Raw genomic sequence first — 25,624 nt, 5'->3', positions numbered from 1 at the left:
GAGCAACCGATCGTGTTGCGTCAGTGCCGCGGCGTGCGCCGCCGCACTTCGCTGCGCAGCCAGTCGAGCCAGGTTCGGATCGCCGATTCGTGCGGATGGCCGGGGCGCCACACGACGTAGTGCGCATACACGTCGGTCACGCGCACCGACGATACGCGCACGAGCGTGCCGTCCGCGAGTTCGGGCTCGATCAGCGAGCGGCGCGCGAGGGCGACGCCGCGCCCTTTCAAGGTTGCGTCGATCAGCGCGTTCGCATCGGTGAAACGCGGCGCACGCGCGGATTCGGTGAGGTCGAGCCGCGCGGCCTGGAGCCACGGTTCCCACGGCTGCGCGGGATGGCGCAGCAGCGTAGCGCGCACGAGATCGGCCGGCGTGCGCGGTGCGACGCCGTCGCGATTGCGGTACGCGGGGCTCGCGACCGGGAAGATCGTCTCGTTCATCAGCTTCTCGGCGACCACGCCCGGCCACGTGCCGGGCCCGTAGCGCAGCGCGACGTCGATGCGGTCGCGCTTGCGCAGCGGCGCGAGCGCCACGTCCGGGTGCAGCGCGATCGCGATGTGCGGATGCGCGGCCGAGAAGCGCGGCAGGCGCGGCGCGAGCCAGCGTTCGGCGACGCTTGGCAGCACGCTGACGTTCAGCGTGACGTCGCAGGTGCGCGGGCGGCTGCGCGTGGCGAGGGCCGGCTCGAACGCGCGCTCGAGCACGCTGAGGCCCTGGCGCACCTGCAGCGCGAGCGCGTGCGCGGCGTGCGTCGGTGTCGCGCCGTTGCGCTCGCGCGTGAAGAGCGGGTAGCCGAGCTGCGCCTCGAGCGCGCGGATGTGCTGGCTGACGGCGCCTTGCGTGAGCGCGAGCGCGTCGGCCGCGCGCGTGAAGCTCTGCAGCCGCACGGCGGTCTCGAACGCGCGCAGCGTCTGCAGCGGAGGAAGGTGGATGCGTTTCATGCGGGTATTAGTAGCACTAATGCCCGAGCACGACAATTCATCGTTTGCGGCGGGCATGCACGCGTTCCTACACTCGGTTCCGTCTTCCACAGTCCCGTCGGGCCACGCCACCATGAACGCATATCGTCTCTATCTTTCGCCGGGCGCCTGCTCGCTCGCCGCTCACATCGCGCTGGAGGAAACCGGCGCGCCGTTCGACGTCGAGATCGTCTCCGTGCAGAAGCAGCAGAACCTCGAAGCGCGTTATCTCGCGATCAACGCGAAGGCACGCGTGCCCGTGCTCGAGATTCCGGGCGAGCCGCGCGTGCTGACCGAAACGCCCGCGATCCTCACGTATCTCGCGCGCCGTTACCCGGACGCGCAACTGCTGCCGCTCGGCGATCCGCTGCGCGAGGCGCGATGCCACGAATGGCTCGCCTGGCTGGTCGGCTGGGTACATGGCGTCGGCTACGGTGCGCTGTGGCGGCCGGGCCGCTTCATCGGCGATCCCGCGCTGCACGGGGCAGTCAGCACGCACGGACGCGGCGTGATCGAAGCCGCGAACGAGACGATCGAAGCCGCGCTCGCCGACGGCCGCACGTGGGCCGAGCCGGGCGCGCATTCGATCGTCGATCCGTTCCTGTTCGTGCTGTATCGCTGGGGTGTCGCGATCGGGCTCGACATGGCGCGGCACCCCGCATGGACCGCGCACGCGCAGCGCGAGGCCGACCGGCCGGCCGCGCGCCGCGCGCTGGCGCGCGAAGCGGCCTGACCGAGGTGCGGGCGCCGTGGCGGGGGCCGCGGTGCCCGCGTGCCGCGGGCCGCTAGCGCGTGGCGAACAGCGGATAGGTCGCGCCGGCGACCAGCGCGGCCGCGAGCCAGACCACGCTCCACGAACTGACGGCGAGCAGCGGCGGGATCGCGAGCGGCGTCGCGAACAGCCCGAGGTAGACGACCGTGTTCGCCATCCCGAGCGCGGTGCCCGCGTGGTTCGCACCCGCGAGCGTCGCGAGCTCCGTGTACGCGACGCCATGCCACGCCGATACGCACACGCCCGCGAACACCAGAATCGCGACGATCGCGGCGAGCGGCACGTGCGGGCTGCCGGCCGTCGCGGCGGCAAGCAGCGTGAACGATCCGGCCGCGACGAGCACCGAGCCGCGCAGGTACGCGCGCCGGTTGCCGTGCCGGTCGGTATGGCGGCCGCTCCAGACGCGCATCACCATCGCGCCGAGCTGCAACACGACCATCGCCGCGCTGATGCCGGCGAGGCCGAGCCGGCCGAAGTCGTGCAGGAACACCGTCGCGAACGTGAGCACCGCGAACTGCGGCGCGCACAGCAGGCCGATGCCGAGCACGATGCGCCACACGCGGGCGCTCGCGAGCGGGCCGTGCGCGAGCCGCGCGGGTTGCGTGGGTTGCGGCCGAGCGGCCGGTCGATGCGCGGCACCGTGTGCGACAGCCGGTTCGGCGGGCGGTTCGTGCAGCCAGCGCCAGGTCAGCACGGCCGACCCGGCGCACAGCAGCATCAGCGCACCGAATACCGCCGCGAAGCCCAGGTGCGATGCGAGCGACGGCAGCAGCGCCGCGCCGACGCCGCCGCCGAGCGGCACGGCCGTCTGGCGGATGCTCATCGCGAGCCCGCGTTCGCGCTCGCCGAACCAGCGCATCACCGCGCGTCCGCTCGATCCGTTCACGCTGCCGCCGAGCAGGCCGACGCAGCACATCGCCACGACGACGCGCGCCAGCGGCGGCACCGCGTGCGCGCTCGGGACGATCGTGCACACCATCAGCGCGAGCATCGCGGCCGTCGCGACGAGCCCGGTCAGCAGCACGCGGCGATCGCCGAAGCGGTCGGCGGCGATCCCCCACGGCAGCTCGGACAGCGCGACGCCGAAGCCGAGCGCGCCGAGCACGAGGCCGAGTGCGCCGTTGTCGAGGTGGTAGGCCGAGCGCATCCACACGGCGGTGGTCGGGATGCCGGCCGCCGCGGCCGAAAAGCTCATGTTCGCGGCCACGCCGGCGGCCAGCACGCGCCAGCGATGGGCCGGGCCGCGTACATCGCGGGCGGGCGAGGAGGGGGAGGCGATGCAGGTGGTATCCATGGCGGCAGGCCCGGTTGGAAATTGACATCCACAGTCTGGCGACCTACATTCATCCTGAAAATCGGAAAGTTCTTGATGAATCGTTCGATAAAACAGGATGGTTGAAATGCCCGGACAAGACATTCCACGCGGCGGCGGCGAGTCGCTCGCGCTGGCCGATGCCGCGCTGGCCCGGCCCAACTTCGACGTGGCGGCGCTGCGCAGCCTCGTCGCGGGCGTGGATCTCGGCAGTTTCGCGAAGGCGGCCGACCGCGTCGCGCGCTCGTCGTCGGCGGTGAGCGCGCAGATCCGCAAGCTCGAGGAGCAGGCCGGCACGCCGTTGTTCGTGAAATCCGGGCGCGGGCTTGCGCTGACCGATGCCGGCGACGCGATGCTGCGCTATGCGCGGCGGATGATCGAGCTGAACGACGAGGCGGCCGCGGCCGTGCGCGGCGTCAATCTCGACGGCTGGGTGCGCGTCGGGTTGCAGGAGGATTTCGGCGAGGCGATTTTGCCCGACGTGCTCGGGCGGTTCGCGCGCGCGCATCCGAAGGTGAGGATCGAGGCGCGCGTGGCGCGCAATGCCGACCTGCTCGACCGGCTCGATGCGAATCAGCTCGATCTCGCGCTGGTGTGGGGCGATCCGGTATCGGCTGCGCTGTTGTCGCGGCCGGGTATCGACAGCGAGGTGATCGCGCAGGTGCCGATGCAGTGGGTCGGGGCGGCGGGCGGGTTCGGCGTGCCGGGTGGGGCCGGCGAGGGCGCGGAAGTCGGGGCGGCTGCCGCGCACGCCTCGGCGGGCGGCCGTGCCGCGGGCGAGGCGCTGCCGCTCGTCGTGTTCGACCGGCCGTGCCGGTTCTTCGGCGCCGCGACCGATGCGCTCGACCGCGCGGGCGTGCCGTGGCGCGTTGCATTCACGACGCCGAGTCTCGCCGGGTTATGGGCCGCGGCGGCGGCCGGCCTCGGGCTGACGGTGCGTTCGCATTACGGACTGCCCGCGTCGGTGCGCGTGCTCGATGCGGCTTCGCTCGGATTGCCTGCGTTGCCGAGCCTGCCGTTGATCCTGCTGCGGCGCACGTCGTCGGCGATGCCGACCGTCGACCGGCTCGCGTGGATCGTGACGCAGGCGGTGCGGGATGCGACGGAGGGGGCGGTGGCGGCGCTGGCGGCGTGACGAAACGTTCGATTGCCGCCGCGGGTTGCGGTTCGGCAATCCCTCTGCCGATTGGCCGAATGGATCGATCGGGTGAACCTGACTACAGTGATGATCACTTGAAACGGAGGTCGTCATGCAAAACGCGAATACGCCCGGCGCCGGTGCGGTCGATCCGGCCCAACGGGCAGATACCACGATCCGCGGCGACGGGGCGTCAGCCGGTCGACTCGTGTCTGCCAATCCGCCCGTTCGGTTCGGTGTCCTGCAAGGGCAGGCCCGGATCGCGGACGATTTCGATGCGCCGCTGCCCGATTACCTGCTGGATGCGTTCGAAGGGCGCTGATGCGGTTGTTGCTCGACACGCACGTCTTGTTGTGGATCGTGACCGATGACCCCAAGCTCAGCGCACGGGCGCGCTGACTGATTTCGGCCGCCGACGAGCGTTTCGTCAGCAGCGCGAGTAGCTGGGAGGCCGCCATCAAGGCCGGCTTGGGGAAGCTCGATACCGACGTCGGCAAGCTGATCCGCGCGATCGGCTCGAGCGGGATTCGCGAGTTACCGGTTCGTGCCGTGCATGGCGCGGCAGTGCGCGATTTGCCGCACCACCATCGCGGTCCGTTCGATCGCTTGCTGGTCGCGCAGGCATGGCTCGAGCCGCTTCAGCTCGTGACGGCCGATACCCATCTTGCACGGTACGGCCTGTCTCTCGTTCTGACAGTTTGAAGCGATTTGTCGGCACGAAAGCCGTCGGTCGCCGGCGCCTCACGGGGCGTCGCGGGTCATGCCGCTGCGGCGTCCGGTGCGGTTTCGTCCAGTTCCGCGCAGAGCGCGGCCAGCCGCTCCCGCAACCCTTCGCTCGCCGGCACGAACGGCAGCCGCAACCCGTCCTCGCACCACCCTTGCGCGGCCAGCACGGCCTTCACCGGTGCCGGATTCGGCTCCGCGAACAGCGCCGCGACGAGCGGCTGCAACGCGACCGACAGGCGCCGCGCATCGGCGAGCCGGCCGTCGCGCAGCAGCGCATGGATGCGCACATGCCATTCGGGCAGCACGTGTGCGCTGCTCGCGATCGCGCCGTGCGCACCGGCGCACATCGCCGCGAAGTTCTGGTTGTCGTCGCCGGACAGGATCGCGAGCGGCGTGTCGTGCACGAGCCGGCTCATCCGGTCGAGCGTGCCGCCGCATTCCTTGAGGCCCGCGACGCGCGGGTCGCGCGCAAGCGCCTGCAGCGTGTCCAGTTCGACGTTCACGCCGGTGCGGTACGGGATGTTGTAGACGAGCACCGGCAGGTCGGCCGCGTCGACGATCGCCTCGACGTGGCGGCGGATGCCATCCTGCGTCGGCCGCACGTACACGGGCGGCGTGACGAGCAGCCCGTCCGGCCGCAACTCCGCGAGTTCGCGCGCACGCGCGGCCGCGAAATGCGTCGCGCTCGCGGTCAGCCCGACGACGATCGGCAGTCCGGGCGCCGCGTCGCGCAGCGTCGCGAACACGGCGTCCTGTTCGCGTGCGTCGAGCAGCACGCCTTCACCCGTCGTCGCGCCCGCGACGAAGCCCGCGATGCCTGCGTCCGCATAGTGGCGCGCGAGTCGCGCGAGCGCGGCATGGTCGACTTCGCCGTGGTGGAACGGCGTGATGATCGGCAGCCAGATACCTTCGAAACGTGTGTTCATGCAAAGCCTCATGGTGGAAACGGAGTGGGAAGGAACCGTTCCGCCGGCGGAGGGCCGGAGCGAGGCATGCGTGCAAGGAGAATGAAACGACCTGCGGGCATCCCGTCCGGCATTCGCCTGACGGGACGCGACGTCCCCGTCAGTCGAGGAGTCGTTTTTTCAGTTTCAGCCCGGCCGCGCGCGCACCTGCCGCGACGGCGGCGAGGATCGGAAGCGAGCGCAGGGCAGCGGACATGGAGGAACCGTGAATGGGCTGAGCGGCGATCTTAACACCGGATTCGATGCGCACGCGAGTGTCCGCCGCCGTTTAGCAGGAATCGAGATTTGCTTTCCACGACTGATTGGAAAGCGCGCCGCGCCCGGCCGCTAGAATGCCCGCTTACGTTTCGATGACAGCGCGTACGCGTGCCGTCACGCACATTCACCACCACTGGAAGCGGGGCATATCACGATGGCAAGCATGAAGGGGATCGGCCGCTGGCTGCACACGGGCGCGGCGGCGGCGCTGGTCGTGGCGGCGTCGGCCGCGCACGCGGACACGTCGATCCTGAACGTGTCGTACGACGTGACGCGCGAGCTGTACAAGGACATCAACACGGGCTTTGCCGCCGCGTACAAGCAGAAGACCGGCGAGACGGTCGCGATCAAGCAGTCGCACGGCGCGTCGAGCGCGCAGGCGCTGTCGGTGCTGCAGGGGCTGCAGGCCGACGTCGTGACGATGAACCAGCCGAACGACATCGACCTGCTCGCCGAGCGCGGCCAGTTGCTGCCGAAGGACTGGCGTGCGCGTTTCCCGGACAACAGCTCGCCGTACTCGACCACGATGGTGTTCCTGGTGCGCAAGGGCAACCCGAAGGCGATCAAGGACTGGAGCGATCTCGCGAAGCCGGGTGTCCAGGTGATCATCGCGAACCCGAAGACGTCGGGCAACGGTCGTTATGCGTATCTCGCCGCATGGGGCTTCCAGAAGCAGAAGGGCGCGACCGACCAGCAGGCGATCGACTTCGAGAAGGCGATCTTCCGCAACGTGCCGGTGCTCGACTCCGGCGGCCGGGGCGCGACGACGACGTTCACGCAGCGCGGCATCGGCGACGTGCTGGTCACGTTCGAGAACGAAGTCGCGCTGATGGACACCGGTGTGTCGGGCGCGCAGTTCGACGCCGTGTATCCGTCGGCGAGCATCCTCGCGGAGCCGCCCGTCGCCGTCGTCGACAAGGTCGTCGACAAGAAGGGCACGCGCAAGGTCGCGCAGGCGTATCTCGACTACCTGTACACACCGGAAGCGCAGGAGATCATCGCGCAGCACCATCTGCGTCCGCGCGACGCGAACGTGCTGAAGAAGCATGCTGCCGAGTTCAAGCCGCTGAAGACGTTCAGCGTCGAGCAGGTCTTCGGCAGCTGGGCGAACGCGCAGAAGACGCATTTCGCGGACGGCGGCACGTTCGACCAGGTGATCGTCGACCGGAAGTGAGCGCCGCGCACACCGCGCGCCTGTCCGCACGCTGACGACGCAGCCGACCGCTTCCGCGGCCGGCTTTTTTGTGCCTGGCGGCCGGCGGCGCGGCGGACGTCCGTTCCGAACCGGCACGCATACCCGGCCGCGGCCGCGCGTGCTACGCTCATCGCCTTCCTGCTTCCGGCGCCGCGCGATGAATGTCGATTCGTCCTCCCCAGCCTCCCGCGGCCGTGGCCGCAAGATCTGGTCGGGCACACGCCCGGTCATTGCGTACGGGATGCCGCCGCTCGGCTGGCGCGACCTCTATCACCGCGCGCTGACGGTGAGCTGGCCCGTTTTCTTCCTGTCGCTCGCCGTGCTGTTCCTGCTGCTCAACGGCGGCTTTGCAATGCTCTACCTGCTCGGCCACGCGTCGATCGCGAACCAGTCGCCGGCCGGGTTCGGCGGCGCGTTTTTCTTCAGCGTCGAGACGCTCGCGACCGTCGGCTACGGCGACATGCATCCGCAAACCGTCTATGCGCACCTGGTCGCGACGTTCGAGATCTTCATCGGGATGTCGGGCATCGCGCTGGCCACGGGGCTCGTGTTCGCGCGGTTTTCGCGGCCGCAGGCGAAGATCCTGTTCGCGCGCTACGCGATCGTCCGGCCGCTGAACGGCAGGATGACGCTGATGGTGCGCGCCGCGAACGCGCGCCAGAACGTGATTGCCGAGGCGCAGGCGAAATTGCGGCTGATGCGGATCGAGGGCACGCACGAGGGCTACACGCTGCGCAAGATCCACGACCTGCCGCTCGTGCGCAGCGAGCACCCGATATTCCTGCTCGGCTGGAACCTGATGCACGTGATCGACGAATCGAGCGCGCTGTTCGGCGAGACGCCCGAATCGCTCGCCGCGCGCGACGCGTCGTTGCTGATCACGATCGAAGGCTCGGACGAGACAACCGCGCAGGTGATGCAGGCGCGTCACACGTGGGTGCATGGCGAAATCCGCTGGCGTCACCGCTATGTCGACCTGATGCACGACGAAGACGGCATCACGCACATCGACTACACGCATTTTCATGAAGTCGTGCCGGTCGACACCGATACCGACGAGCGCGGCTCGCCGGGCGCGGTGGTCGATGCCGATGCAGCGGCGCCGGGCCCGGCCGCGTAGGTACGCCCGCGGGCGATTGGCGGCACCGCCCGCGCGCTACGCGTCACGCATGCAGCAGGCGCGCCGCTTCGCGCTGTTCGATCGCGACCGCGCGGCGGAATGCGTCGCGGTCCTCGGCGCGCGCGACATAGTCGCCGAGCACGCCTTCGTGCGGCAGCAGATGCGCGTCGAACGCGATCTTCAGCGTGCTGGCGAGCAGCAGGTCGGCCGCGGTGAAGCGGTCGCCGACGAGCCATGGATGATGGGCGAGCGCTTGCGCGAGTGCGCGTTGCACGCGCGTGATGTTGCCCCAGCCGAATGCGACCGGATTGCCCGACGCGCCGGTGAATTTTTCGGCCATCGCCGGTTCGAGGCAGGTCGGCGTGAAGAACATCCATTGGAGAAAGCGGCCGCGCAGCGGATCGTCGGGCGCGATGCCGAGCCCGGCACCCGGGCAGCGGTCGGCGAGATAGAGCAGCACGGCGCCCGATTCGGCGAACGGCACGCTGCCGTCGTCGAGCGCGGGCAGCTTGGCCATCGGGTTGACCTGCACGAACGCATCGCTGCCCTGTTCGTGCGAGCGCAGGTCGATCGGCACGAGTTCGTACACCACACCGAGCTCTTCGAGCATCCACAACGCCCGGAATGCCCGGGTCTTCGGCCAGTAGTAGAGCTTCATCGTGCCTCCGTGATTGGGTGCAGCTGTCGGTCCGGTGGATGCTCAAGCGTACCCGAGCGCCGGAGGTTCGGACAGGGGCGCCCGGCGAGGGGCGCCCGGCGAGCGGCGACTATCTGCGAATGATGACCGGACGCGTGGCGTTTCGAGTGGAAAACCGGGCAAAGCTCGATGTGACAAAAGAGGTAAACGAATAACTAGTCATATTCATACTAGTTATGAATGGGATGAAAAATTCCGGCGCAAGCCGGCGTCACTTGCCCGGCATCGTGACGCCCGCAGTGCCCGTGCGCACGGCAAGACTCGCATCCGGCCGCATTCGCCGATACGACACGAAACAGGGAAATCATGGGAGACAGCTCACGCATGGCAAACGACGATCGCACCACGATCATTCCGGGAAGAACGCCGGAGTCGGCGGCGATGGTGGCCGAGATCAAGCGGGCGATGGCGATCGCCGCGCGGATCAACCGCCTGACATTCGACGATGCCGCGGAAGTCCGCGCATTGTTCGGCGAACTGATCGGCACGCCGGTGGATGACGGCTTCGTGCTGATCCCGCCGTTCCATGCGACGGGCGGCACCGGCATGAAGCTCGGTCGCAACGTGTTCGTCAACCAGAACTGCACGTTCTACGATCTCGGCGGGCTCGCGATCGGCGACGACGTGATGATCGGGCCGAACGTCAGTCTCATCACGTCGGGCCATCCCGTCGAATCTTCGCGGCGGCGCGATTTCGTCGTCGCGAAACCGATCGTGATCGAACGCAACGTATGGATCGGCGCCGGCGCGACGATCGTCGGCGGTGTGACGGTGGGCGAGAACTCGGTGGTCGCGGCCGGGGCCGTCGTCACGCGGGATGTTGCGCCGAATGTGCTGGTTGGCGGTAATCCGGCAGCGGTCATCCGGTCGATTGCCGAATGACGCAGCACGAGGGCGCGTGCCCGTTCGAAGCAGTCTGGCCGGACGGATGTGGATAACCGACCCTCGAGGCGACTCGAAACGCTGTGCATTTGAATGGTGAGGGTGCCGTCGAGGCCGTCTGGACGGGGCTTTCCGGTGTCTGCCCGATAGCCGCCGGTGGAGGCTCGGGCCGCGCCTGCCGATGTTTCGACGAAGGTCGTGCAGTGCGATCGGATGTGGATATCCTCACGCCGAAACGACTCGGCGCCCTGTGCATTTCACAGGTGAGGGGCGCCGGATGATGCGAAGTGCATGAAGCGGGTTGTGGACAACTCGCCCGCGGAACGAGGCGAAATGCTGTGGAATTCGACGGTGAGGGTCGGCGCCGATCCCGCGGTGCGCCTTTCCCGGCGGGGTTTCCTGGCTTTTGCCGAGGTTCGGCGCGCCGCGCATTCTAGCCGAACGCGCGCATCGTGGCCGAATCGCGGATGCGCCGCGACGTGGATATCCCGGCATCGGCTGCCACCCGAAGGGCCGTGCATTCTAACGGTGAGCGCGGTGAAATGGTCTGCAATGCGCCGATTTTGCCGCGCATCGCCGCGTTCGCGAGCGACTCGACGTGCCCGCAAAGGCGCGCATCGACACGCGATAGGCGGTCAGCGCACCAGAATGCGATCATTCGGCCGCCCAAGCCCAAGCCCAAGCCCAAGCCCAAGCCCAAGCCCAAGCCAACACCACCTTAAGCGTCGTGCACGTCCGGCTCGCACGCGAGCATGTGAGCGAAGATAGCGCGGGCTCCCGTGTGGATATCCGGCAGCCGAAACGACTCGCGGCACTGTGTATTTCGACGGTGAGCATCAGCGCTCGACCGGCCGATGAGCCGCTTCTGGCACGGAATGCCGCCGGCGCGGTGGCGCTTCCAGGCCCTCCGCCATGGCTCGGCGGATTCTCGTCCATGTGGATATCCTGCGTTCCCGATTACTCGAAGCGCTGCGACGGTGAGCATCAGCGCTCGCCCGACCGATGAGCCCCTTCCGGCACGGAATGCCGGCCGGCGGCGCCTTCCGGGGCGCGCACCCGCTGTCGCCCGGCGGATTCTTGCCCATGTGGATATCCTGCGCGCCGGATCACTCGAAGCGCTGTGGTTTTCAACGGTGAGGGTGCCCGCGTGGCTGGGCGGTTCTGCCGGACCGGAAGTGGATAACCGCGATGGCAGCCACTCGAAGCCCTGTGTATTGCAACGGTGAGCGCGAGCCCGCGATTGTGCAGCATGCGGGTTCCGGCCTGCCTGACCGGGCGAGATACCGGCCGACAAACCCAGTCGCGCCCCTGTGTATTCGATCGGTGAGGGTGAACGCCGGATCGGCGTCATGCGCCATTTCCGGTGTGGATATCCATCGCCGAAACCCACTCGCCGCGCTGTGAATTTCAACGGTGAGCGTCGGCACTCGAGCGTGTCGCATGCCGAGAACGGTGTGGATATCCCGGCCCCTGCGCCACTCGAAACCCTGTGCAATCGAATGGTGAGCGCGAGAGCGGGATTGTGGACATCCCGCGCCGCCGCCCAATCGGAACGCTGTGCATTTCAACGGTGAGGGTGACCACCTCCACCCGCCGAAACCCTTGTCACACGGGGCGTAAGCGTCCGCCGCCACATACCCGGGCCGTCGTCGGGCAATTCCGCGCGTTCCCGGCAAACAGCCCGTCTGCCCCGACACGTCGCCCATCCCGCCCGGCCGCCGCGCGCGAGAACTATCTCAAATTCGGTCAAAAACCTGCGCAGTTTTTCTCGCTACAGCCCCGTCCGAGCAAGATGAGAAAAAACATTCTCGGCTGCGCGCGAAAAAATAGAGCCATTCGCTGCCGCCCCCCACGCGTCGTCCGACGCGCGCCGCGCAGCCCAGAACAGCACAATCAGGAGACTTCCCCCATGACCGCCCGCTTGCCCGTCGATGGCACGCCCGCCTTGTCCGACTACCGCCTGACCGACAACCTGACCGCGACGCGCGGCCGGATCTTCCTGACCGGCACGCAGGCGCTGGTCCGCCTGCTGCTGATGCAGCGCACGGTCGACGCCGAACAGGGGCTCAACACGGCCGGCTTCGTCAGCGGCTATCGCGGTTCGCCGCTCGGCATGGTCGACCAGCAGCTGTGGAAGGCGAAGAAGCTGCTCGACGCCGGCGGCGTGCGCTTCCTGCCCGCGATCAACGAGGAACTCGGCGGCACGGCCGTGCTCGGCACGCAGCGCGTCGAGGCCGATCCCGAGCGCACGGTCGAGGGCGTGTATGCGATGTGGTACGGCAAGGGCCCGGGCGTCGATCGCGCGGGCGACGCGCTGAAGCACGGCAACGCGTACGGTTCGTCGCCGCACGGCGGCGTGCTGGTCGTCGCGGGCGACGACCACGGCTGCGTGTCGTCGTCGATGCCGCACCAGAGCGACTTCGCGATGATCGCGTGGCACATGCCGGTCGTGAACCCGGCGAACATCGCCGACATGCTCGAATTCGGCCTGTACGGCTGGGCGCTCTCGCGCTACTCGGGCGCGTGGGTCGGTTTCAAGGCGATCTCCGAAACGGTCGAGTCGGGCTCGACCGTCGACCTCGACGCGCTGCAGACGCACTGGCCGGCGCCTGAAGGCTTCACGCCGCCGGCGGGCGGCCTGCACAACCGCTGGCCGGACCTGCCGAGCCTGACGATCGAAGCGCGCCTCGCCGCGAAGCTCGACGCGGTGCGCCATTTCGCGCGCACCCACAGCATCGACAAGTGGATCGCGCCGAGCGCGCAGGCGAACGTCGGCATCGTGACCTGCGGCAAGGCGCACCTCGACCTGATGGAAGCACTGCGCCGCCTCGACCTGACGGTGGCCGACCTCGACGCGGCCGGCGTGCGGATCTACAAGGTCGGCCTCTCGTATCCGCTCGAGATGACGCGCATCGAGACCTTCGTCGACGGGCTCGCCGAAGTGCTCGTGATCGAGGAGAAGGGCCCGGTCATCGAGCAGCAGATCAAGGACTATCTGTACAACCGCACGGAGGGCGCGCGCCCGCGCGTGCTCGGCAAGCACGATGCCGAAGGCGCCTGCCTGCTGTCCGAGCTCGGCGAGCTGCGCCCGTCGCGCATCCTGCCCGTGTTCGCCGAATGGCTCGCGCGCCACAAGCCGGCGCTCGACCGCCGCGAGCGCGTCGTCGATCTCGTCGCGCCGCAGATCCTGTCGAACGAGGCGGATGCCGTGAAGCGCACGCCGTACTTCTGCTCGGGCTGCCCGCACAACACGTCGACGAAGGTGCCGGAAGGCTCGATCGCGCAGGCCGGCATCGGCTGCCACTTCATGGCGTCGTGGATGGAGCGCGACACGACGGGGCTGATCCAGATGGGCGGCGAGGGCGTCGACTGGGCCGCGCACGCGATGTTCACCAACACGAAGCACGTGTTCCAGAACCTCGGCGACGGCACCTACTTCCACTCGGGCATCCTCGCGATCCGCCAGGCCGTGGCCGCGAAGGCGAACATCACGTACAAGATCCTCTACAACGACGCGGTCGCGATGACGGGCGGTCAGCCGGTCGACGGCAGCATCTCGGTGCCGCAGATCGCGCGGCAGGTCGAGGCGGAAGGCGTGTCGCGCTTCGTCGTCGTGTCCGACGAACCGGAGAAGTACGACGGTCACCACGGGCTGTTCCCGAAAGGCACGACGTTCCATCACCGCAGCGAACTCGACACGGTGCAGCGCGAGTTGCGCGAGACGCCGGGCGTCACCGTGCTGATCTACGACCAGACCTGCGCGGCCGAGAAGCGCCGCCGCCGCAAGAAGGGCGAATTCCCCGACCCGGACAAGCGCCTGTTCATCAACGACGCGGTGTGCGAAGGCTGCGGCGACTGCGGCGTGCAGTCGAACTGCCTGTCGGTCGAACCGCTCGAAACGCCGCTCGGCCGCAAGCGCCGCATCGACCAGTCGTCGTGCAACAAGGACTATTCGTGCGTGAACGGCTTCTGCCCGAGCTTCGTGACGGTCGAGGGCGCGGCGCTGAAGAAGGCCGCCGGTGCCGCATTCGACGAAGCCGCGCTCGCCGCGCGCGTCGATGCGCTGCCGGTGCCCGCGACGCATCTCGACGCGGCGCCGTTCGACATGCTCGTGACGGGCGTCGGCGGCACGGGCGTCGTGACGGTCGGCGCGCTGATCAGCATGGCCGCGCACCTCGAAGGCAAGAGCGCGTCGGTGCTCGACTTCATGGGCTTCGCGCAGAAGGGCGGCTCGGTGCTGTCGTTCGTGCGGATCGCGTCGAGCGACCGGTGGCTGAACCAGGTGCGCATCGACACGCAGCAGGCCGACGTGCTGCTCGCCTGCGACATGGTCGTCGGCGCGAGCGCCGAGGCGTTGCAGACGGTGCGTCACGAACGTTCGCGGATCGTCGTCAACACGCACCGGATCCCGAATGCATCGTTCGTGCAGAACCCCGACGCGAACCTGCATGCGGACGCGCTGCTCGAGAAGATGCGTCACGCGGCCGGCGACGGTTACCTGTCGAGCTGCGACGCGCAGGCGCTCGCCGCGAAGTTCCTTGGCGACTCGATCGGCGCGAACATCCTGATGCTCGGTTATGCATGGCAGCTCGGCCTCGTGCCGGTGTCGCTCGCGGCGATGATGCGCGCGATCGAACTGAACAACGTCGCGGTGCCGATGAACAAGCTCGCGTTCTCGATCGGCCGGATGGCGGCCGGCGACGCGGCGGGCCTCGAGGCGTTGTGGAACGCGCGCCACACGGTGGCCGCGCATGCCGCGCCGGAGACGCTCGCCGAGCTGATCGCCGATCGCGAGGCGCGTCTCGAAGCGTACGGCGGCGCCCGCTATGTCGAGCGCTACCGTGCGCTCGTGAGCGCGGCGCGTGCGAAGGGCGACGACGCGCTCACGCGCGCGGTCGCGACGACGTTCTACCGGCTGCTCGCGGTGAAGGACGAATACGAGGTCGCGCGGCTGTACACGGACGACGCGTTCCGCACGGCGCTCGAAGCGCAGTTCGAAGGCGTGCCGGGGCAGGCCTATCGCGTGAAGTTCAACCTCGCGCCGCCGACGGTCGCGAAGGCCGGCAGCGACGGCAGCGTGCCGAAGAAGCGCGTGTTCGGCCAGTGGATGTGGCCGGTGTTCGGCGTGCTGGCGCGCGTGCGCAGCCTGCGCGGCACGTGGCTCGATCCGTTCGGCGGCACCGTCGAGCGCAGGATGGAACGCGCGCTTGCCGACGACTACGAGACGACGCTCGCACGGGCGCTCGCCGCGATGACGGCCGGCAATGCGGCGCTGGTCGCGCAACTGGCCGACCTGCATGCCCGCGTGCGCGGCTTCGGTCACGTGAAGGTGCGCAACCTGGCCGGCGTGAAGCGCGCGGAGCGCGAGCTCGCGCTGCAGCTCGGCATCGACGCGGCGACGAGCGCGGCCGTGCAGCACGCGCTCGACGAGATGAAGGGCGCGGGGATGCTGAAGGGGATTCCGGTCGTGGTCGCGAAGTAACGCAAAAGGCCGCCCGATGTGAAAACGGCGACGCTGGAGCGTCGCCGTTTTTTTATGTACGTCGGCGGCTGCGTGCCGGCAGCCGCCGTTCCGTCAGAGAATGCCTTTCTTGCGCGTCGACAGCGCCGTTTCCGACAGGTCGATCTCGCGCAGCAGTTTCGTCAGCGTCTCGTCGGAAATCTTGCTGTCGCTGCGCAGCCGGTACAGCGCGGTGCGTTCCGCGCGCACGGCCGCGATCCGCATCTGCAGTTCCATCGTTTCGGCCTGCTTCGCTTCGGCGCGCGGCGTGGGGCCGTCCTCGGCGAGCGTCGCGAGGCGGCGGCGGTACTGGTCCATCACGCGTGCGGAGATATCCGCGCAGCGCGCGGCGCCCGATTCGTCGAGATCGGCCGAGATCGCGTCGTGCGACGAGTCGATCGCGCGGATCGCGGCCTGCGCGGCGGCCGCGCGCGCGGCGCGTTCCTCGTCGCCGAGCGGGCTGCGCGACGAACGCACGCCGCGCAGCAGCAGCGGCAAGCCGATCACCGCGACGACGAGCGAGCCGAGGATCACCGCCGACGCGATGAAGACCGCGGTGTCGCGGCCCGGCAGCGGCACGCCGTCGGACAGCGCGACCGGAATCGACAGCACGCCGGCGAGCGTGACCGCGCCGCGCACGCCGCCGACCGTCATCACCGCGATCGTGCGGGTGCCGGCCATCGTGCCGGCGAGGCCCTGGCGCGCGGCGCGACGGCTCGCGAACCAGCGCAGCAGCCAGACCCACAGGAAGCGGATCGCGTACAGCGCGAGCATCATCGCGCAGACGTTGAAGATCATCCGGCCGACGAGCGCGTCGCTCGTGTGGTGCGCGTCGACGAGCGTGCGGCCGATGATGTGCGGCAGCTGCAGCCCGAGCATGATGAACACCATGCCGTTGAACACGAACTCGATCATCGCCCACGTGCTTTCGGCGCGCACGCGCGATGCGACGGTGCTTTTGCGCGAGAAGCTCGTGTAATTCATCATCATCCCGGCCGACACGGCCGCCAGCACGCCCGACAGCTCGAGGTGCTCGGCGAACAGGTAGGCCGCGAACGGCACGAGCAGCGTCATCACGATGCCGGGGGCCGGATCGCCTTCCTGCTCGGCGTTCAGGAAGCGCGTCGACAGCGCGCTGAACGCCCACGACACGATCGCGCCCGTCGCAAGGCCGCCGGCCGCGACGATCACGAACGTGACCGACGCGTCGCGCAGCGAGAACATGCCCGTCAGCGCGGCCGCGATCGCGAATTTCAGCGCGACGAGGCCCGACGCGTCGTTCATCAGCGCTTCGCCTTCGAGGATGTGCATCAGCTGCGGCGGAATCCGGCCCTTTCCTGCGATGCCCGACAGCGCGACCGCGTCGGTGGGCGACAGCACGGCCGCGAGCGCGAACGCGATCGGCAGCGGCAACTCGGGTATCAGCCAGTGCGCGAAGTAGCCCACTGCGAGTACCGTCATGAACACGAGCCCGAATGCGAGCATCAGGATCGCGCGGCGCTGCAGGTACAGCTCGCGCTTCGGAATCCGCCAGCCGTCCGCGAACAGCAGCGGCGGAATGAACAGCAGCATGAAGATTTCGGGATCGAACGTGACGTGCAGGTTCAGCTTCGGCCACGCGAGCATCGCGCCGAAGGCGATCTGCATCAGCGGCAACGGCAGCTGGAACGGCAGGATGCGCGTGACGGCGCCGGAAAGCGCGACGGTCAGCAGCAGGATCAGGACGGTGAAGACGATTTCCATCGATACGGCGAATACGGGGAATGAAACGATCGTACGGAGTGTAGCGTGACAGCGTGACGGGTGCGTTCGAGCGGCCGGTGCGTGCGCACGAAACTGGTGCGTCGCGCGTGTGCCACGGTGGTGCGGCGGCCCGGTGAGCCCGCGCGGCGCATGGGTTCTACGCGCCTTGCACGGAGCTTGCTTGATGCTGGTCAACCGTCCGGCTTCGACCGGGCAACCGAGGGTCCAACCATGACATTGCACGCGCCGTTCGCCTTGCCGGGCGCCGCGTTCGAAGGCATTACCAGGAGGAAGGCATGACGATCGTGCAACAGGAGCGTCCGGCCGCTGCATCGCCGTACCGGTTCGAGCGGGAGGTGAGTTCCGGCCTCGAACGTCTGGCGACGCAGCACCGCGACCTGACGCTCACGACCGTGTTCCAGCCGATTTTCAGCCTGTCGCACCAGCGTGCGGTGGGCTACGAGGCGCTGCTGCGCGCGCACGATGCGCTCGACCGCGCGGTGTCGCCGCTCGACGTGTTCGGCGAAGCCGCGCGCCAGGGCGAGCTGCTGCAGCTCGACCGGCTCGCGCAGGCGCTGCATCTCGAGAACTTCGCGCTGCTCGGCGCCGAGCGCGAGTGGCTGTTCCTCAACGTGCATCCGGGGGTGCTCACCGATCCGTTCCAGGCGGCCGCGCTGCTCGCGAACCTGAAGCGGCTCGGCATGCCGCCGCGCCGCATCGTGCTCGAAGTGCTCGAGCAGCGCGCGGAGGACGTCGAGCGGCTGGCCGAGGCCGTGCGCGAATTCCGCACGCACGGTTTCCTGATCGCGCTCGACGATTTCGGCGCGGGCCACTCGAATCTCGAGCGGATCTGGCAACTGAACCCGGACATCGTGAAGCTCGACCGGATCATGCTGTCGCACGCGGCGCACCGCACCGGGCTCACCGCGATCCTGCACGGGCTCGTGACGCTGCTGCACGAGGCCGGCAAGCTGGTGCTCGTCGAGGGGATCGAGACCGAGCACGAGGCGCAGATCGCGCTGTCGTGCGAGGCCGATTTCGTGCAGGGCTACTACTTCGGCCGGCCGGCGCCGGGGCTGCCCGACAGCGCGGCCGCGACGGGCTGCATCGGCGAGCTGACCGAGCGTTTTCGCCAGCAGACCGAGGCGCGCGAGCGGCGCGATGCGCAGCGGCTCGCGCCGTACCTGCGCGCGTTCGAACGCGCGGCCGAGCGCCTCGCGGCCGGCGAGCCGCTCGACGAGGTGTGCTGGAACTTCCTCGCGCTCGACGCGGCCGCGCGCTGCTTCCTGCTCGACGCGCACGGCCGCCAGTCGGGCCGCAACGTCGTGCTGCGCGCCGACCGCGCGCTCGCCGAGGCACGCTTTTCGCCGCTGGCGGACGCACAGGGCGCGAACTGGCTGCGCCGGCCGTATTTCCGCTCGGCGATCGCCGAGCCGGGGCGGGTGCAGGTCACGCGGCCGTACCTGTCGATCAACGAGGCGCAGCCGTGCGTGACGCTGTCGGTGGCCGTGCGCGTCGGCGATACGCAGCGCGTGCTGTGCGGCGATATCGACTGGGCCGACGACGAAGCGGACGCCGGCTAGCGACGCGCGCACCGCAGGCGGCGAGCAGGGCGATCCGGGCCGGCGCGGGCGGCCCGTTGCGCTCGCCCCGCGCTTCCCCGACAATGGCGCGACCGCGGCCATCGTGACCGCGGGCGCGCCGTCCCGGGGGCCACCATGGCGGCGAATAACAAGGAAAACACAATGAAAAGACCGATTTCGCTGACCATTCTCGCGTGGATCATCATCGTGACCAACGCGATCACGTGCATCTATACGCCATTCACGATCGGCATGCCGACCACCCAGGCGCTGCTGTCGCACTACCTGCTGCCCGTCTGGGCGACGCTCGGCATCAGCGTGCTCATCGAAGCCGTGAACGTCGTGATCGGCATCGCGATCCTCAAGGGCCGCGAATGGTCGCGCAAGGCCTATATCGTGACGGCCGTGTTCGGTTTCGCGTTCTCGTTCGTCAACATGCCGGCGTCGATGTTCGCGGTGCTGATCCCCGGCTTCCTGCTGTTCGCCCTGTTCGTCTACCTGCTGTTCCGGCGCCCCGCGACCGCGTATTTCCGTCAGGCGAGCGCATGAGCGTCGTGCGCAACGCGCTCGCGATCGTGATGTTCGCGATCGCGGGCATGTGCGTGATCACCGCGCAGATGATGGCGTTCATGAAGCTCGGCCATACGCGGGCGATGCTCGTGTTCGTCGCCGTGTTGTTCGTGCTGTCGGCCGTGTTCCTGGCCGCGGGCGCCTTCGCCGGCGCGTTCCGGCCGCGCGCGCGCGGCGCGGGCATCGCACTGCTCATCGCGTCCGCGACCACCGCGTTCGGGGTGATCGGCTGGGTGACGCTCCTGCTGGCGCCGGGGATCGTCGACGTGATGCAGCAGCAGGGCGTCGACGTGAACGCGCGGATGTTCCGGTTCGCGCCCGGCGCCGGGGTGACCGGCCTGTCCGCGCTCGTCGGCGTGTGGCTCGCGCGGCGCGGCTGACGGTGGGACTCGCGATGGGACTGACCGGGCGCCGCTGACGGCGGGGCGCCCCGTCACGCTGGCGCCCGTCGCGCGGCTCGGCTAGGATGCGCGAATTGTCCTGACGATTCGCGGGCCGCCCATGAGCCGAAACGCCGCTTCTTCCATCCTCCTCGAAGTGATCGCCACGACCGTCGGCGACGCGAAGGCCGCCGCTCGCGCGGGCGCCGACCGCCTCGAACTCGTGACCGCGATCACCGAAGGCGGGCTGACGCCGAGCGTCGGCCTGATCGAAGCCGTCGTGGCCGCCGTGCCGATTCCCGTCAACGTGATCGTGCGGCCGCACAGCCGGTCGTTCGTCTATGACGCCGACGACCTGCGCGTGATCGAGCGTGACGTGCGCGCGGCCGTCGCGGCCGGTGCGAACGGCGTCGTGTTCGGCGCGCTCGACGCGCGCGGCGACGTCGATCTGGGCGCGCTGGCCCGCATCGCGGCCGCGGCGGACGGCCGCGCGCTGACGTTCCACCGCGCGTTCGACGTGTCGCGCGATCTCAACGCCGCGTTCGACGCGCTGCTGCGCGTGCCGGCCGTCACGTCGGTGCTGACGTCGGGCGGCCATCCGTCGGTGCTCGACGCGGTCGCGACGATCACGCGGCTGGTGCGGCAGACGGCAGGCTCGACCTGCACGGTGCTGGCCGGCTCGGGGCTCACGGTCGATGCGGTCGGCGATTTCGTGCGCGCGACCGGCGTGCGCGCGGTGCATTTCGGCTCGGGCGTGCGGCCGCGCGGCGAGGTGCTGGCACCGGTCGACGAACTGCTCGTCGCGAAGGTGCGCGCGACCATCGACGGGGCCGCGTCGCACGTGTGAGGTGCGCGGCTGCCACGGCGCGACGAATCACGCCAGCGCGCGGCAGACGATCGCGCGGCCCGCGGCGGCACGCGTACCCCGTCACGTATTGCGCACGAACCAGGTACGTTTCGCGGTGCCCAGCAGCGCGCGATAGACGGCCCACGACACGACGAACGTCGCGGGCGCCGACAGCGACGCGGCGAACCCCGTCGCCTGGTTTAGCGCGAGTCCCGTGAACGCGCCGGCGAACCATGCGGTCAGCCCGCCCGGATTGAAGGTCGGCACATGGGCGTCGCGGCATTCGACGTCGTCGCCGACGAGTTGCCCGTACCGGCCGGACAGGATGTGCGCGAGCGCGACGCCGACCCACGCGACGACGAAGATGCCCTGGTACGCGAGCGCCTGCAGGATTCGCGAGAAGATGTCCGCCATCATCAGCGCATAGACGACCGCGCCGACCACGAGTGCCCACACGAACTTCGGCGCGCGCACGCCGGCCACCTTCAGGAAGAACGCCTGCATGTTGACGGTCGCGAGGTAGTAGTTCGCGGTGTTGATGCGGGATTGCGTGACCCACACGAACAGCAATCCCCACACCCCCATCAGCTTCAGCAGCGCGAGCACGACCGATACTTCGGAAAGCGTACCGAGCCCCGGAATCGTGCTGACGAGATAGATGCCGGCCGCGCCGTTGACGAGAAACGTGACGAGGTAAAACGGCATCCCGAAGTTGAAGCGGCCGTGATAACCCGCGTCTTCCTTGCGGCCGAAGCGCGCGTAGTCGAACGTGAACATCATCAGCACCCACACGCCCATGTAGTAAACGAAGCAGTGCCACCAGCCGCCGGCAGGCGCGTTGCCGGCCGGCCCGAAATCGAGCCACGCCGCGTTGTAGCCGTATTCGGCCGTCGCGAGCCCGACCGCCGCGAGGAGCCCGAGCAGGTAGAACGGCAGCAGCACGCCGTTGAACTTGTCGAGCCAGTGCTGCACGCTGCCGAACACGAGCGGCACGCTGTAGCAGACGACGAGCAGCGCGGCCCATTTGTAGTCGAGCGCCGGAAACTGGTGGTGCGCGGCAACCGCAATCACCGAGCCCTCGAACACCGCGTAGTAGATCGCGGTCGCGAAGAAGATCAGTGTCGCGAGCGCCGCGCCGGCGCTGCCGAACAGCACGCGCGAGAACAGCGCGACCGAGAGTCCCGTGCGGATCGCATAGCGGCTGATGATCGTGTTGACGAGGCCGTACGACACGACCGACAGCGCCATCCCGATCAGCGCGTTGCGCGCGCCATAGGTGAGCGCGAGCGTGGCGCCCACGACGATGTAGAACACCGCGCTGCACACGGCCCACCACGCCATCGTCAGCGAGAAGGGCGGCATGCGCGCGTGGTCGGGGACGGCGAGCGTCGACAGGTCGAGATCCTCGTCGGTACGGGCCTGAGCCAGGTTGGCCATGATCGTGCTCCTTGATGCGCAGAAGTTGCGAACGACGTCTCGGCCGCGGCACAGGCGATCCGCAGGGTTGCCCCGACGTCGGGCGGGCAACCGGTTCGGCAGGAACAGCGCGCAGGCGTCCCCGCCGCGCGGCGCTCGGCCGGGCGGGCGGAAGACGGACAGCGAAAAGGGGGCGGCGACGAACGGCGCCCGGCACGCGAACCGGGCGCCCGGTGCTCAGTCCCGCAGCACGGCGCGCAGCAGCGCGAGGCGCCGCTGGTACTCGCGGCGCGCGGCGAGCGCGTCGGCCATCGTCACGCGCACGAAGCGCGCGCGGTGGTTGGGCTGCATCTGGCCGATCAGGTCCATGTCGGCGCTGATGACCGTGCCGATCGTCGCGTAGCCGCCGCCCGACACCGCGTCGCGGTGCAGGATGATCGGCTCGAGCCCGGCCGGCACCTGGATCGAGCCGATCGGGTAGCACGCGTCGACGATGTTCGACGGATCGGCGCCCGCGCCGAATGGCTGCTCGCGCGGCCGGAACTGCAGCGCGCGGCCGTTCTTGTAGCGATAGCCGATGCGATCGGCTTCGGGCGCGACCGTCCATTCGTCGTCGAAGAAGGTGCGCGCCGAATCGTCGGTGAGCCGGTAGTGGTACAGGCCCGTCAGGACCCGCAGCTCGACCTGGTTGTCGAGCGGCCGGCTCACGGCCGCCGGCAGCTCGCGCCCTTCGCGAGGTGTGCCGACGGGGGCGCCCAGCGGCAACCGGTCGCCTTTCTGCAGGCGCCGGCCCGCGTGGCCGCCGATCGCGCCGAGCGCGTAAGTCGAGCGGCTGCCGAGCACGACCGGCACGTCGATGCCGCCCGCGACGGCGAGATACGCGCGTGCGCCCGCCTTCACGTAATTGAACGACAGCACGCTGCCTGCGCCGATCCGCAGCGCGACGTTGCAGCGCTGGCCGATGCCGTCGATCTTCGGCGTCATCTCGGCGCCGGTGACGGCGATCAGCGCATCCGTATGGAACAGCAGCTCGGGGCCGAGCAGCGTGCATTCGAGTACGGCGGCTTCTTCGGGATTGCCGACCAGCAGATTCGCCGCGCGCGATGCGTACTGGTCGAGCGAGCCCGACGGCGGGATGCCGACGTGGTAGTAGCCTTGCCGGCCCATGTCCTGGACCGATGTCGCGAGGCCGGGTTTCACGACCTCGATCAGGTTGTGCGCGTCAGCTTGCATGCAGCACCTCGACGAGAGAGCGGTTGTACGCATCGGGATCGCGCAGGAATGCGTCGAGCGAGAATTTCACCGGGCGCACGCGCAGGGAAAAGGTGCCGGCCTCGACGTCGGCCACCGCGGCGTCGTAGGTCACGCGATCGATCGGCTGGAATTTCACGATGTCGCCGGGCCGGAAGAACACCATGAACTCGCGCAGGTAGTCGAGCCGCTGCGCGGGGTCGAAGATCGGCGCCGGCGTCACGCCGAACATCTGGTAGCCGCCCGCGCCGCGTACCGAGTAGATGCAGCCGAAACAGCCGCCGTGGCCCACGGTGAGCTTCGGCGTGTCGGTGCGCGGCCGCAGGTATTTCGGCACTTCGAGCTGGCGTTCGCGCTCGACCATCTGGTACATGAACGGCAGGCCCGCGACGAAGCCGACCATCGACACGAACCATGGCGACCCCGAGTGCGCGGCGATGAAGGCATCGACGTCGCGCTTGCCGTTGATGCGCGCCGCGTATTCGAGATCGGTCGACGACGGATCCTGGTGGCGTTCGCGAAACCGCATCAGCGTCTCGTGCGTCCATGGGTCGTTGTACAGCACCGGCACCTCGACGATGCGCGTATCGAGTTCGAGTGGCGCGTCGCCGACTTCGGCCTCGATCGTCTTCAACAGCGCGACAAGCGCATCGGGCTCGATCACGTCCGGGTCGTAGCGCACCTGGTAGGACGCATTCGCCGGACAGATCTCGGTGATGCCCGGCACCGCGCGGCGCTGCAGTTCGCGCGTGATCGCCGTGCCCTTGAAGAATGCGTCGAGCGACATCGATTCGCTGATTTCGACGAACACGAATTCGTCGCCGCCGAAGGTATAACGGGTCGTCACATCGCCTCCCCGACGCGCACGGCGTCTGCATGTTCGGCTGCGTGTTGCTGCGTGGCGGCTGTTGCGGCCTCACGCCATTGCGGCATCCACGCTTCGAGGAAATTCGTGTGATAGTGCCCGGCGCGTACGTCGTCGTTGGCGAGCAGCGCGACGTGCAGCGGCGCGGTCGTCTTCAGGCCGCCGACGTGCAGCTCGCCCAGCGCGCGGGCCAGGCGCTGCAGCGCGGCCGCACGGCTCTCGTCGTGCACGATCAGCTTCGCGAGCAGCGAATCGTAGAACGGCGGCACGACGTAGCCCGGATAGAGCAGCGAATCGACGCGCACGCCGGGGCCGGTCGGCCACACCAGTGTGTCGATCCGGCCGGGGCTCGGGCGGAAATCCTGCAACGGATCTTCCGCGTTGATCCGGCATTCGAGCGCCGCGCCGCGCATCGCGATGTCCTGCTGCGCGAAGCGCAGCGGCTCGCCGTCGGCGATGCGCAGCGTCTCGCGCACGAGATCGATGCCGGTGATCGCCTCGGTCACCGGATGCTCGACCTGGATGCGCGTGTTCATCTCGATGAAGTAGAACTCGCCGCGCGCGTCATCGAACAGGTATTCGAGCGTGCCCGCGCTGCGATAGTCGACCGCCTGCGCGAGCCGCGTGGCCGACGCGCACAGTGCGTCGCGCTGCGCGGGCGTGAGCGAAGGCGACGGCGCTTCCTCGAGGATTTTCTGGCGCCGCCGCTGCAGCGAGCATTCGCGCTCGAACAGGTGGACGACGTGACGGCCGTCACCGAGCACCTGCACCTCGATGTGGCGCGCCCGCGCGATGAAGCGTTCGAGGTACACGCCGCCGTCGCCGAACGCCGCCTGCGCCTCGCGCTGCGCGAGCGGCAGCTCGGCGTCGAGCTGCGCGGCGTCATGCGCGACGCGGATGCCGCGCCCGCCGCCGCCGGCGGCCGCCTTGATCATGATCGGGTAGCCGATGCGCGCGGCGACGTCCCGCGCCTCGTCGAGCGACTGCACGACGCCGTCGCTGCCGGGCACGGTCGGCACGTTGGCGCGCCGCGCGGTTTCGCGTGCGCGGGCCTTGTCGCCCATCGTGGCGATCACCTGCGAGTCCGGGCCGACGAAGATCAGGCCGGCCGCCTCGACCTGCGCGGCGAAGGCGGCATTTTCGGACAGGAAGCCGTAGCCGGGATGGATCGCGTCCGCGCCGCACTGCCGCGCGGCGTCGAGGATCGCGGCGGGATTCAGATAGCTCTTCGCCGCGTGTGACGAGCCGATGTGGACGGCTTCGTCGGCCATGCGCGCGGCGAGGCTGTCGCGGTCCGCGTCGCTGACCACGGCGACCGCACGCATGCCTAGCTCGCGCGCGGCACGGATCACGCGCACCGCGATCTCGCCGCGGTTCGCGACCAGCACTGTACGGATGCGCGACGGCCGGTAGAACGCGCTGGAGGAGGTTGCCGGATTCATCGC

General features: G+C 69.1%; 22 protein-coding genes and 1 pseudogene. 12 read left to right on the top strand and 11 right to left on the bottom strand.

The annotated features are described in order from the left end of the window. Positions 1-20: 20 nt before the first annotated feature. Positions 21-941 (bottom strand): LysR substrate-binding domain-containing protein, encoded by a 921-nt coding sequence (locus tag APZ15_RS02675; protein WP_027788975.1) that lies wholly within the window; start codon positions 939-941, stop codon positions 21-23. Positions 942-1,053: 112 nt separating this feature from the next. Here APZ15_RS02675 and APZ15_RS02670 point away from each other — a divergent pair, with 112 nt between their 5' ends. Continuing rightward, positions 1,054-1,692, top strand: coding sequence for a glutathione S-transferase family protein (locus APZ15_RS02670; RefSeq protein WP_027788976.1), 639 nt, complete (start codon positions 1,054-1,056; stop codon positions 1,690-1,692). A gap of 52 nt (positions 1,693-1,744) precedes the next feature. On the opposite strand, the gene APZ15_RS02665 is transcribed toward APZ15_RS02670, so the two are convergent. Next, a complete protein-coding gene (locus APZ15_RS02665) occupies positions 1,745-3,025 on the bottom strand; it encodes an MFS transporter (protein ID WP_027788977.1) in 1,281 nt (426 codons plus the stop codon). Between the two features lie 106 nt (positions 3,026-3,131). On the opposite strand from APZ15_RS02665, the gene APZ15_RS02660 reads away from it, so the two are divergent. From APZ15_RS02660 to APZ15_RS02650, 3 genes and pseudogenes are all read left to right on the top strand, one after another. Next, a complete protein-coding gene (locus APZ15_RS02660) occupies positions 3,132-4,178 on the top strand; it encodes a LysR substrate-binding domain-containing protein (RefSeq protein ID WP_027788978.1) in 1,047 nt (348 codons plus the stop codon). Between the two features lie 115 nt (positions 4,179-4,293). Beyond that, positions 4,294-4,503 (top strand): hypothetical protein, encoded by a 210-nt coding sequence (locus APZ15_RS02655; RefSeq protein ID WP_027788979.1) that lies wholly within the window; start codon positions 4,294-4,296, stop codon positions 4,501-4,503. Further along, positions 4,503-4,883 (top strand): annotated as a pseudogene (locus tag APZ15_RS02650) (type II toxin-antitoxin system VapC family toxin). Before APZ15_RS02655 ends, APZ15_RS02650 begins: the two are co-directional and overlap by 1 nt. 56 nt (positions 4,884-4,939) lie before the next feature. Here the strand turns inward: APZ15_RS02650 and dapA are convergent. Then, positions 4,940-5,833, bottom strand: coding sequence for a 4-hydroxy-tetrahydrodipicolinate synthase (gene dapA / locus APZ15_RS02645; RefSeq protein WP_027788980.1), 894 nt, complete (start codon positions 5,831-5,833; stop codon positions 4,940-4,942). Positions 5,834-5,972: 139 nt separating this feature from the next. Then, on the bottom strand, positions 5,973-6,122 hold the full coding sequence (locus APZ15_RS41980) for a hypothetical protein (protein ID WP_193107521.1): 150 nt from the start codon (positions 6,120-6,122) through the stop codon (positions 5,973-5,975). 162 nt (positions 6,123-6,284) lie between these two features. On the opposite strand from APZ15_RS41980, the gene APZ15_RS02635 reads away from it, so the two are divergent. Together APZ15_RS02635 and APZ15_RS02630 are read left to right on the top strand one after the other, a co-directional pair. Then, a complete protein-coding gene (locus tag APZ15_RS02635) occupies positions 6,285-7,304 on the top strand; it encodes a sulfate ABC transporter substrate-binding protein (RefSeq protein ID WP_027788981.1) in 1,020 nt (339 codons plus the stop codon). Positions 7,305-7,482: 178 nt separating this feature from the next. Continuing rightward, positions 7,483-8,445: an ion channel gene (locus APZ15_RS02630; protein ID WP_027788982.1), complete on the top strand. Its 963-nt coding sequence runs from the start codon at positions 7,483-7,485 to the stop codon at positions 8,443-8,445. Positions 8,446-8,488: 43 nt separating this feature from the next. Here the strand turns inward: APZ15_RS02630 and APZ15_RS02625 are convergent, their stop codons facing one another. Beyond that, positions 8,489-9,103, bottom strand: a complete 615-nt coding sequence (locus APZ15_RS02625) for a glutathione S-transferase family protein (RefSeq protein WP_027788983.1) — start codon at positions 9,101-9,103, stop codon at positions 8,489-8,491. A gap of 363 nt (positions 9,104-9,466) precedes the next feature. Between APZ15_RS02625 and APZ15_RS02620 the strand changes: the two genes are divergently transcribed. Beyond that, positions 9,467-10,024, top strand: coding sequence for a sugar O-acetyltransferase (locus APZ15_RS02620; protein WP_027788984.1), 558 nt, complete (start codon positions 9,467-9,469; stop codon positions 10,022-10,024). Positions 10,025-10,457: 433 nt separating this feature from the next. Here APZ15_RS02620 and APZ15_RS40665 read toward each other — a convergent pair whose 3' ends face one another. Then, the gene (locus APZ15_RS40665) at positions 10,458-10,682 is read right to left on the bottom strand and encodes a hypothetical protein (RefSeq protein ID WP_124673874.1); all 225 of its coding nucleotides are present in this window, start codon (positions 10,680-10,682) and stop codon (positions 10,458-10,460) included. Between the two features lie 1,251 nt (positions 10,683-11,933). Between APZ15_RS40665 and APZ15_RS02615 the strand changes: the two genes are divergently transcribed. Further along, entirely contained in the window at positions 11,934-15,506 is a 3,573-nt protein-coding gene (locus APZ15_RS02615; protein ID WP_027788985.1) for an indolepyruvate ferredoxin oxidoreductase family protein, read from the top strand. Between the two features lie 93 nt (positions 15,507-15,599). On the opposite strand, the gene APZ15_RS02610 is transcribed toward APZ15_RS02615, so the two are convergent. Further along, on the bottom strand, positions 15,600-17,267 hold the full coding sequence (locus APZ15_RS02610; protein ID WP_027788986.1) for a Na+/H+ antiporter: 1,668 nt from the start codon (positions 17,265-17,267) through the stop codon (positions 15,600-15,602). Positions 17,268-17,563: 296 nt separating this feature from the next. On the opposite strand from APZ15_RS02610, the gene APZ15_RS02605 reads away from it, so the two are divergent. From APZ15_RS02605 to APZ15_RS02590, 4 genes are all read left to right on the top strand, one after another. Next, positions 17,564-18,850: a sensor domain-containing phosphodiesterase gene (locus tag APZ15_RS02605; protein ID WP_027788987.1), complete on the top strand. Its 1,287-nt coding sequence runs from the start codon at positions 17,564-17,566 to the stop codon at positions 18,848-18,850. 162 nt (positions 18,851-19,012) lie between these two features. After that, on the top strand, positions 19,013-19,399 hold the full coding sequence (locus APZ15_RS02600) for a hypothetical protein (protein WP_027788988.1): 387 nt from the start codon (positions 19,013-19,015) through the stop codon (positions 19,397-19,399). Continuing rightward, the gene (locus APZ15_RS02595; RefSeq protein WP_027788989.1) at positions 19,396-19,800 is read left to right on the top strand and encodes a hypothetical protein; all 405 of its coding nucleotides are present in this window, start codon (positions 19,396-19,398) and stop codon (positions 19,798-19,800) included. Before APZ15_RS02600 ends, APZ15_RS02595 begins: the two co-directional genes overlap by 4 nt. Before the next feature lie 121 nt (positions 19,801-19,921). Beyond that, a complete protein-coding gene (locus APZ15_RS02590; protein ID WP_021157415.1) occupies positions 19,922-20,647 on the top strand; it encodes a copper homeostasis protein CutC in 726 nt (241 codons plus the stop codon). Between the two features lie 81 nt (positions 20,648-20,728). Here APZ15_RS02590 and APZ15_RS02585 read toward each other — a convergent pair whose 3' ends face one another. The 4 genes from APZ15_RS02585 to APZ15_RS02570 form a co-directional block, all read right to left on the bottom strand. After that, the gene (locus tag APZ15_RS02585; RefSeq protein ID WP_027788990.1) at positions 20,729-22,084 is read right to left on the bottom strand and encodes a purine-cytosine permease family protein; all 1,356 of its coding nucleotides are present in this window, start codon (positions 22,082-22,084) and stop codon (positions 20,729-20,731) included. Positions 22,085-22,300: 216 nt separating this feature from the next. After that, positions 22,301-23,296, bottom strand: coding sequence for a 5-oxoprolinase subunit C family protein (locus APZ15_RS02580; protein ID WP_021157413.1), 996 nt, complete (start codon positions 23,294-23,296; stop codon positions 22,301-22,303). Further along, positions 23,286-24,161 carry a 5-oxoprolinase subunit B family protein gene (locus APZ15_RS02575; RefSeq protein WP_027788991.1) on the bottom strand — a complete coding sequence of 292 codons (876 nt, stop codon included), beginning with the start codon at positions 24,159-24,161 and terminating at the stop codon, positions 23,286-23,288. The genes APZ15_RS02580 and APZ15_RS02575 overlap by 11 nt, the downstream gene beginning before the upstream one ends. Then, positions 24,158-25,621, bottom strand: coding sequence for an acetyl-CoA carboxylase biotin carboxylase subunit (locus APZ15_RS02570; RefSeq protein WP_027788992.1), 1,464 nt, complete (start codon positions 25,619-25,621; stop codon positions 24,158-24,160). Before APZ15_RS02570 ends, APZ15_RS02575 begins: the two co-directional genes overlap by 4 nt. Positions 25,622-25,624: the final 3 nt, after the last annotated feature.

Source organism: Burkholderia cepacia ATCC 25416 (genome assembly GCF_001411495.1).
Taxonomy (GTDB): domain Bacteria; phylum Pseudomonadota; class Gammaproteobacteria; order Burkholderiales; family Burkholderiaceae; genus Burkholderia; species Burkholderia cepacia.
The sequence above is the reverse complement of the archived record's forward strand: the minus strand, read 5'-3'. Positions and strand labels throughout refer to the sequence as shown.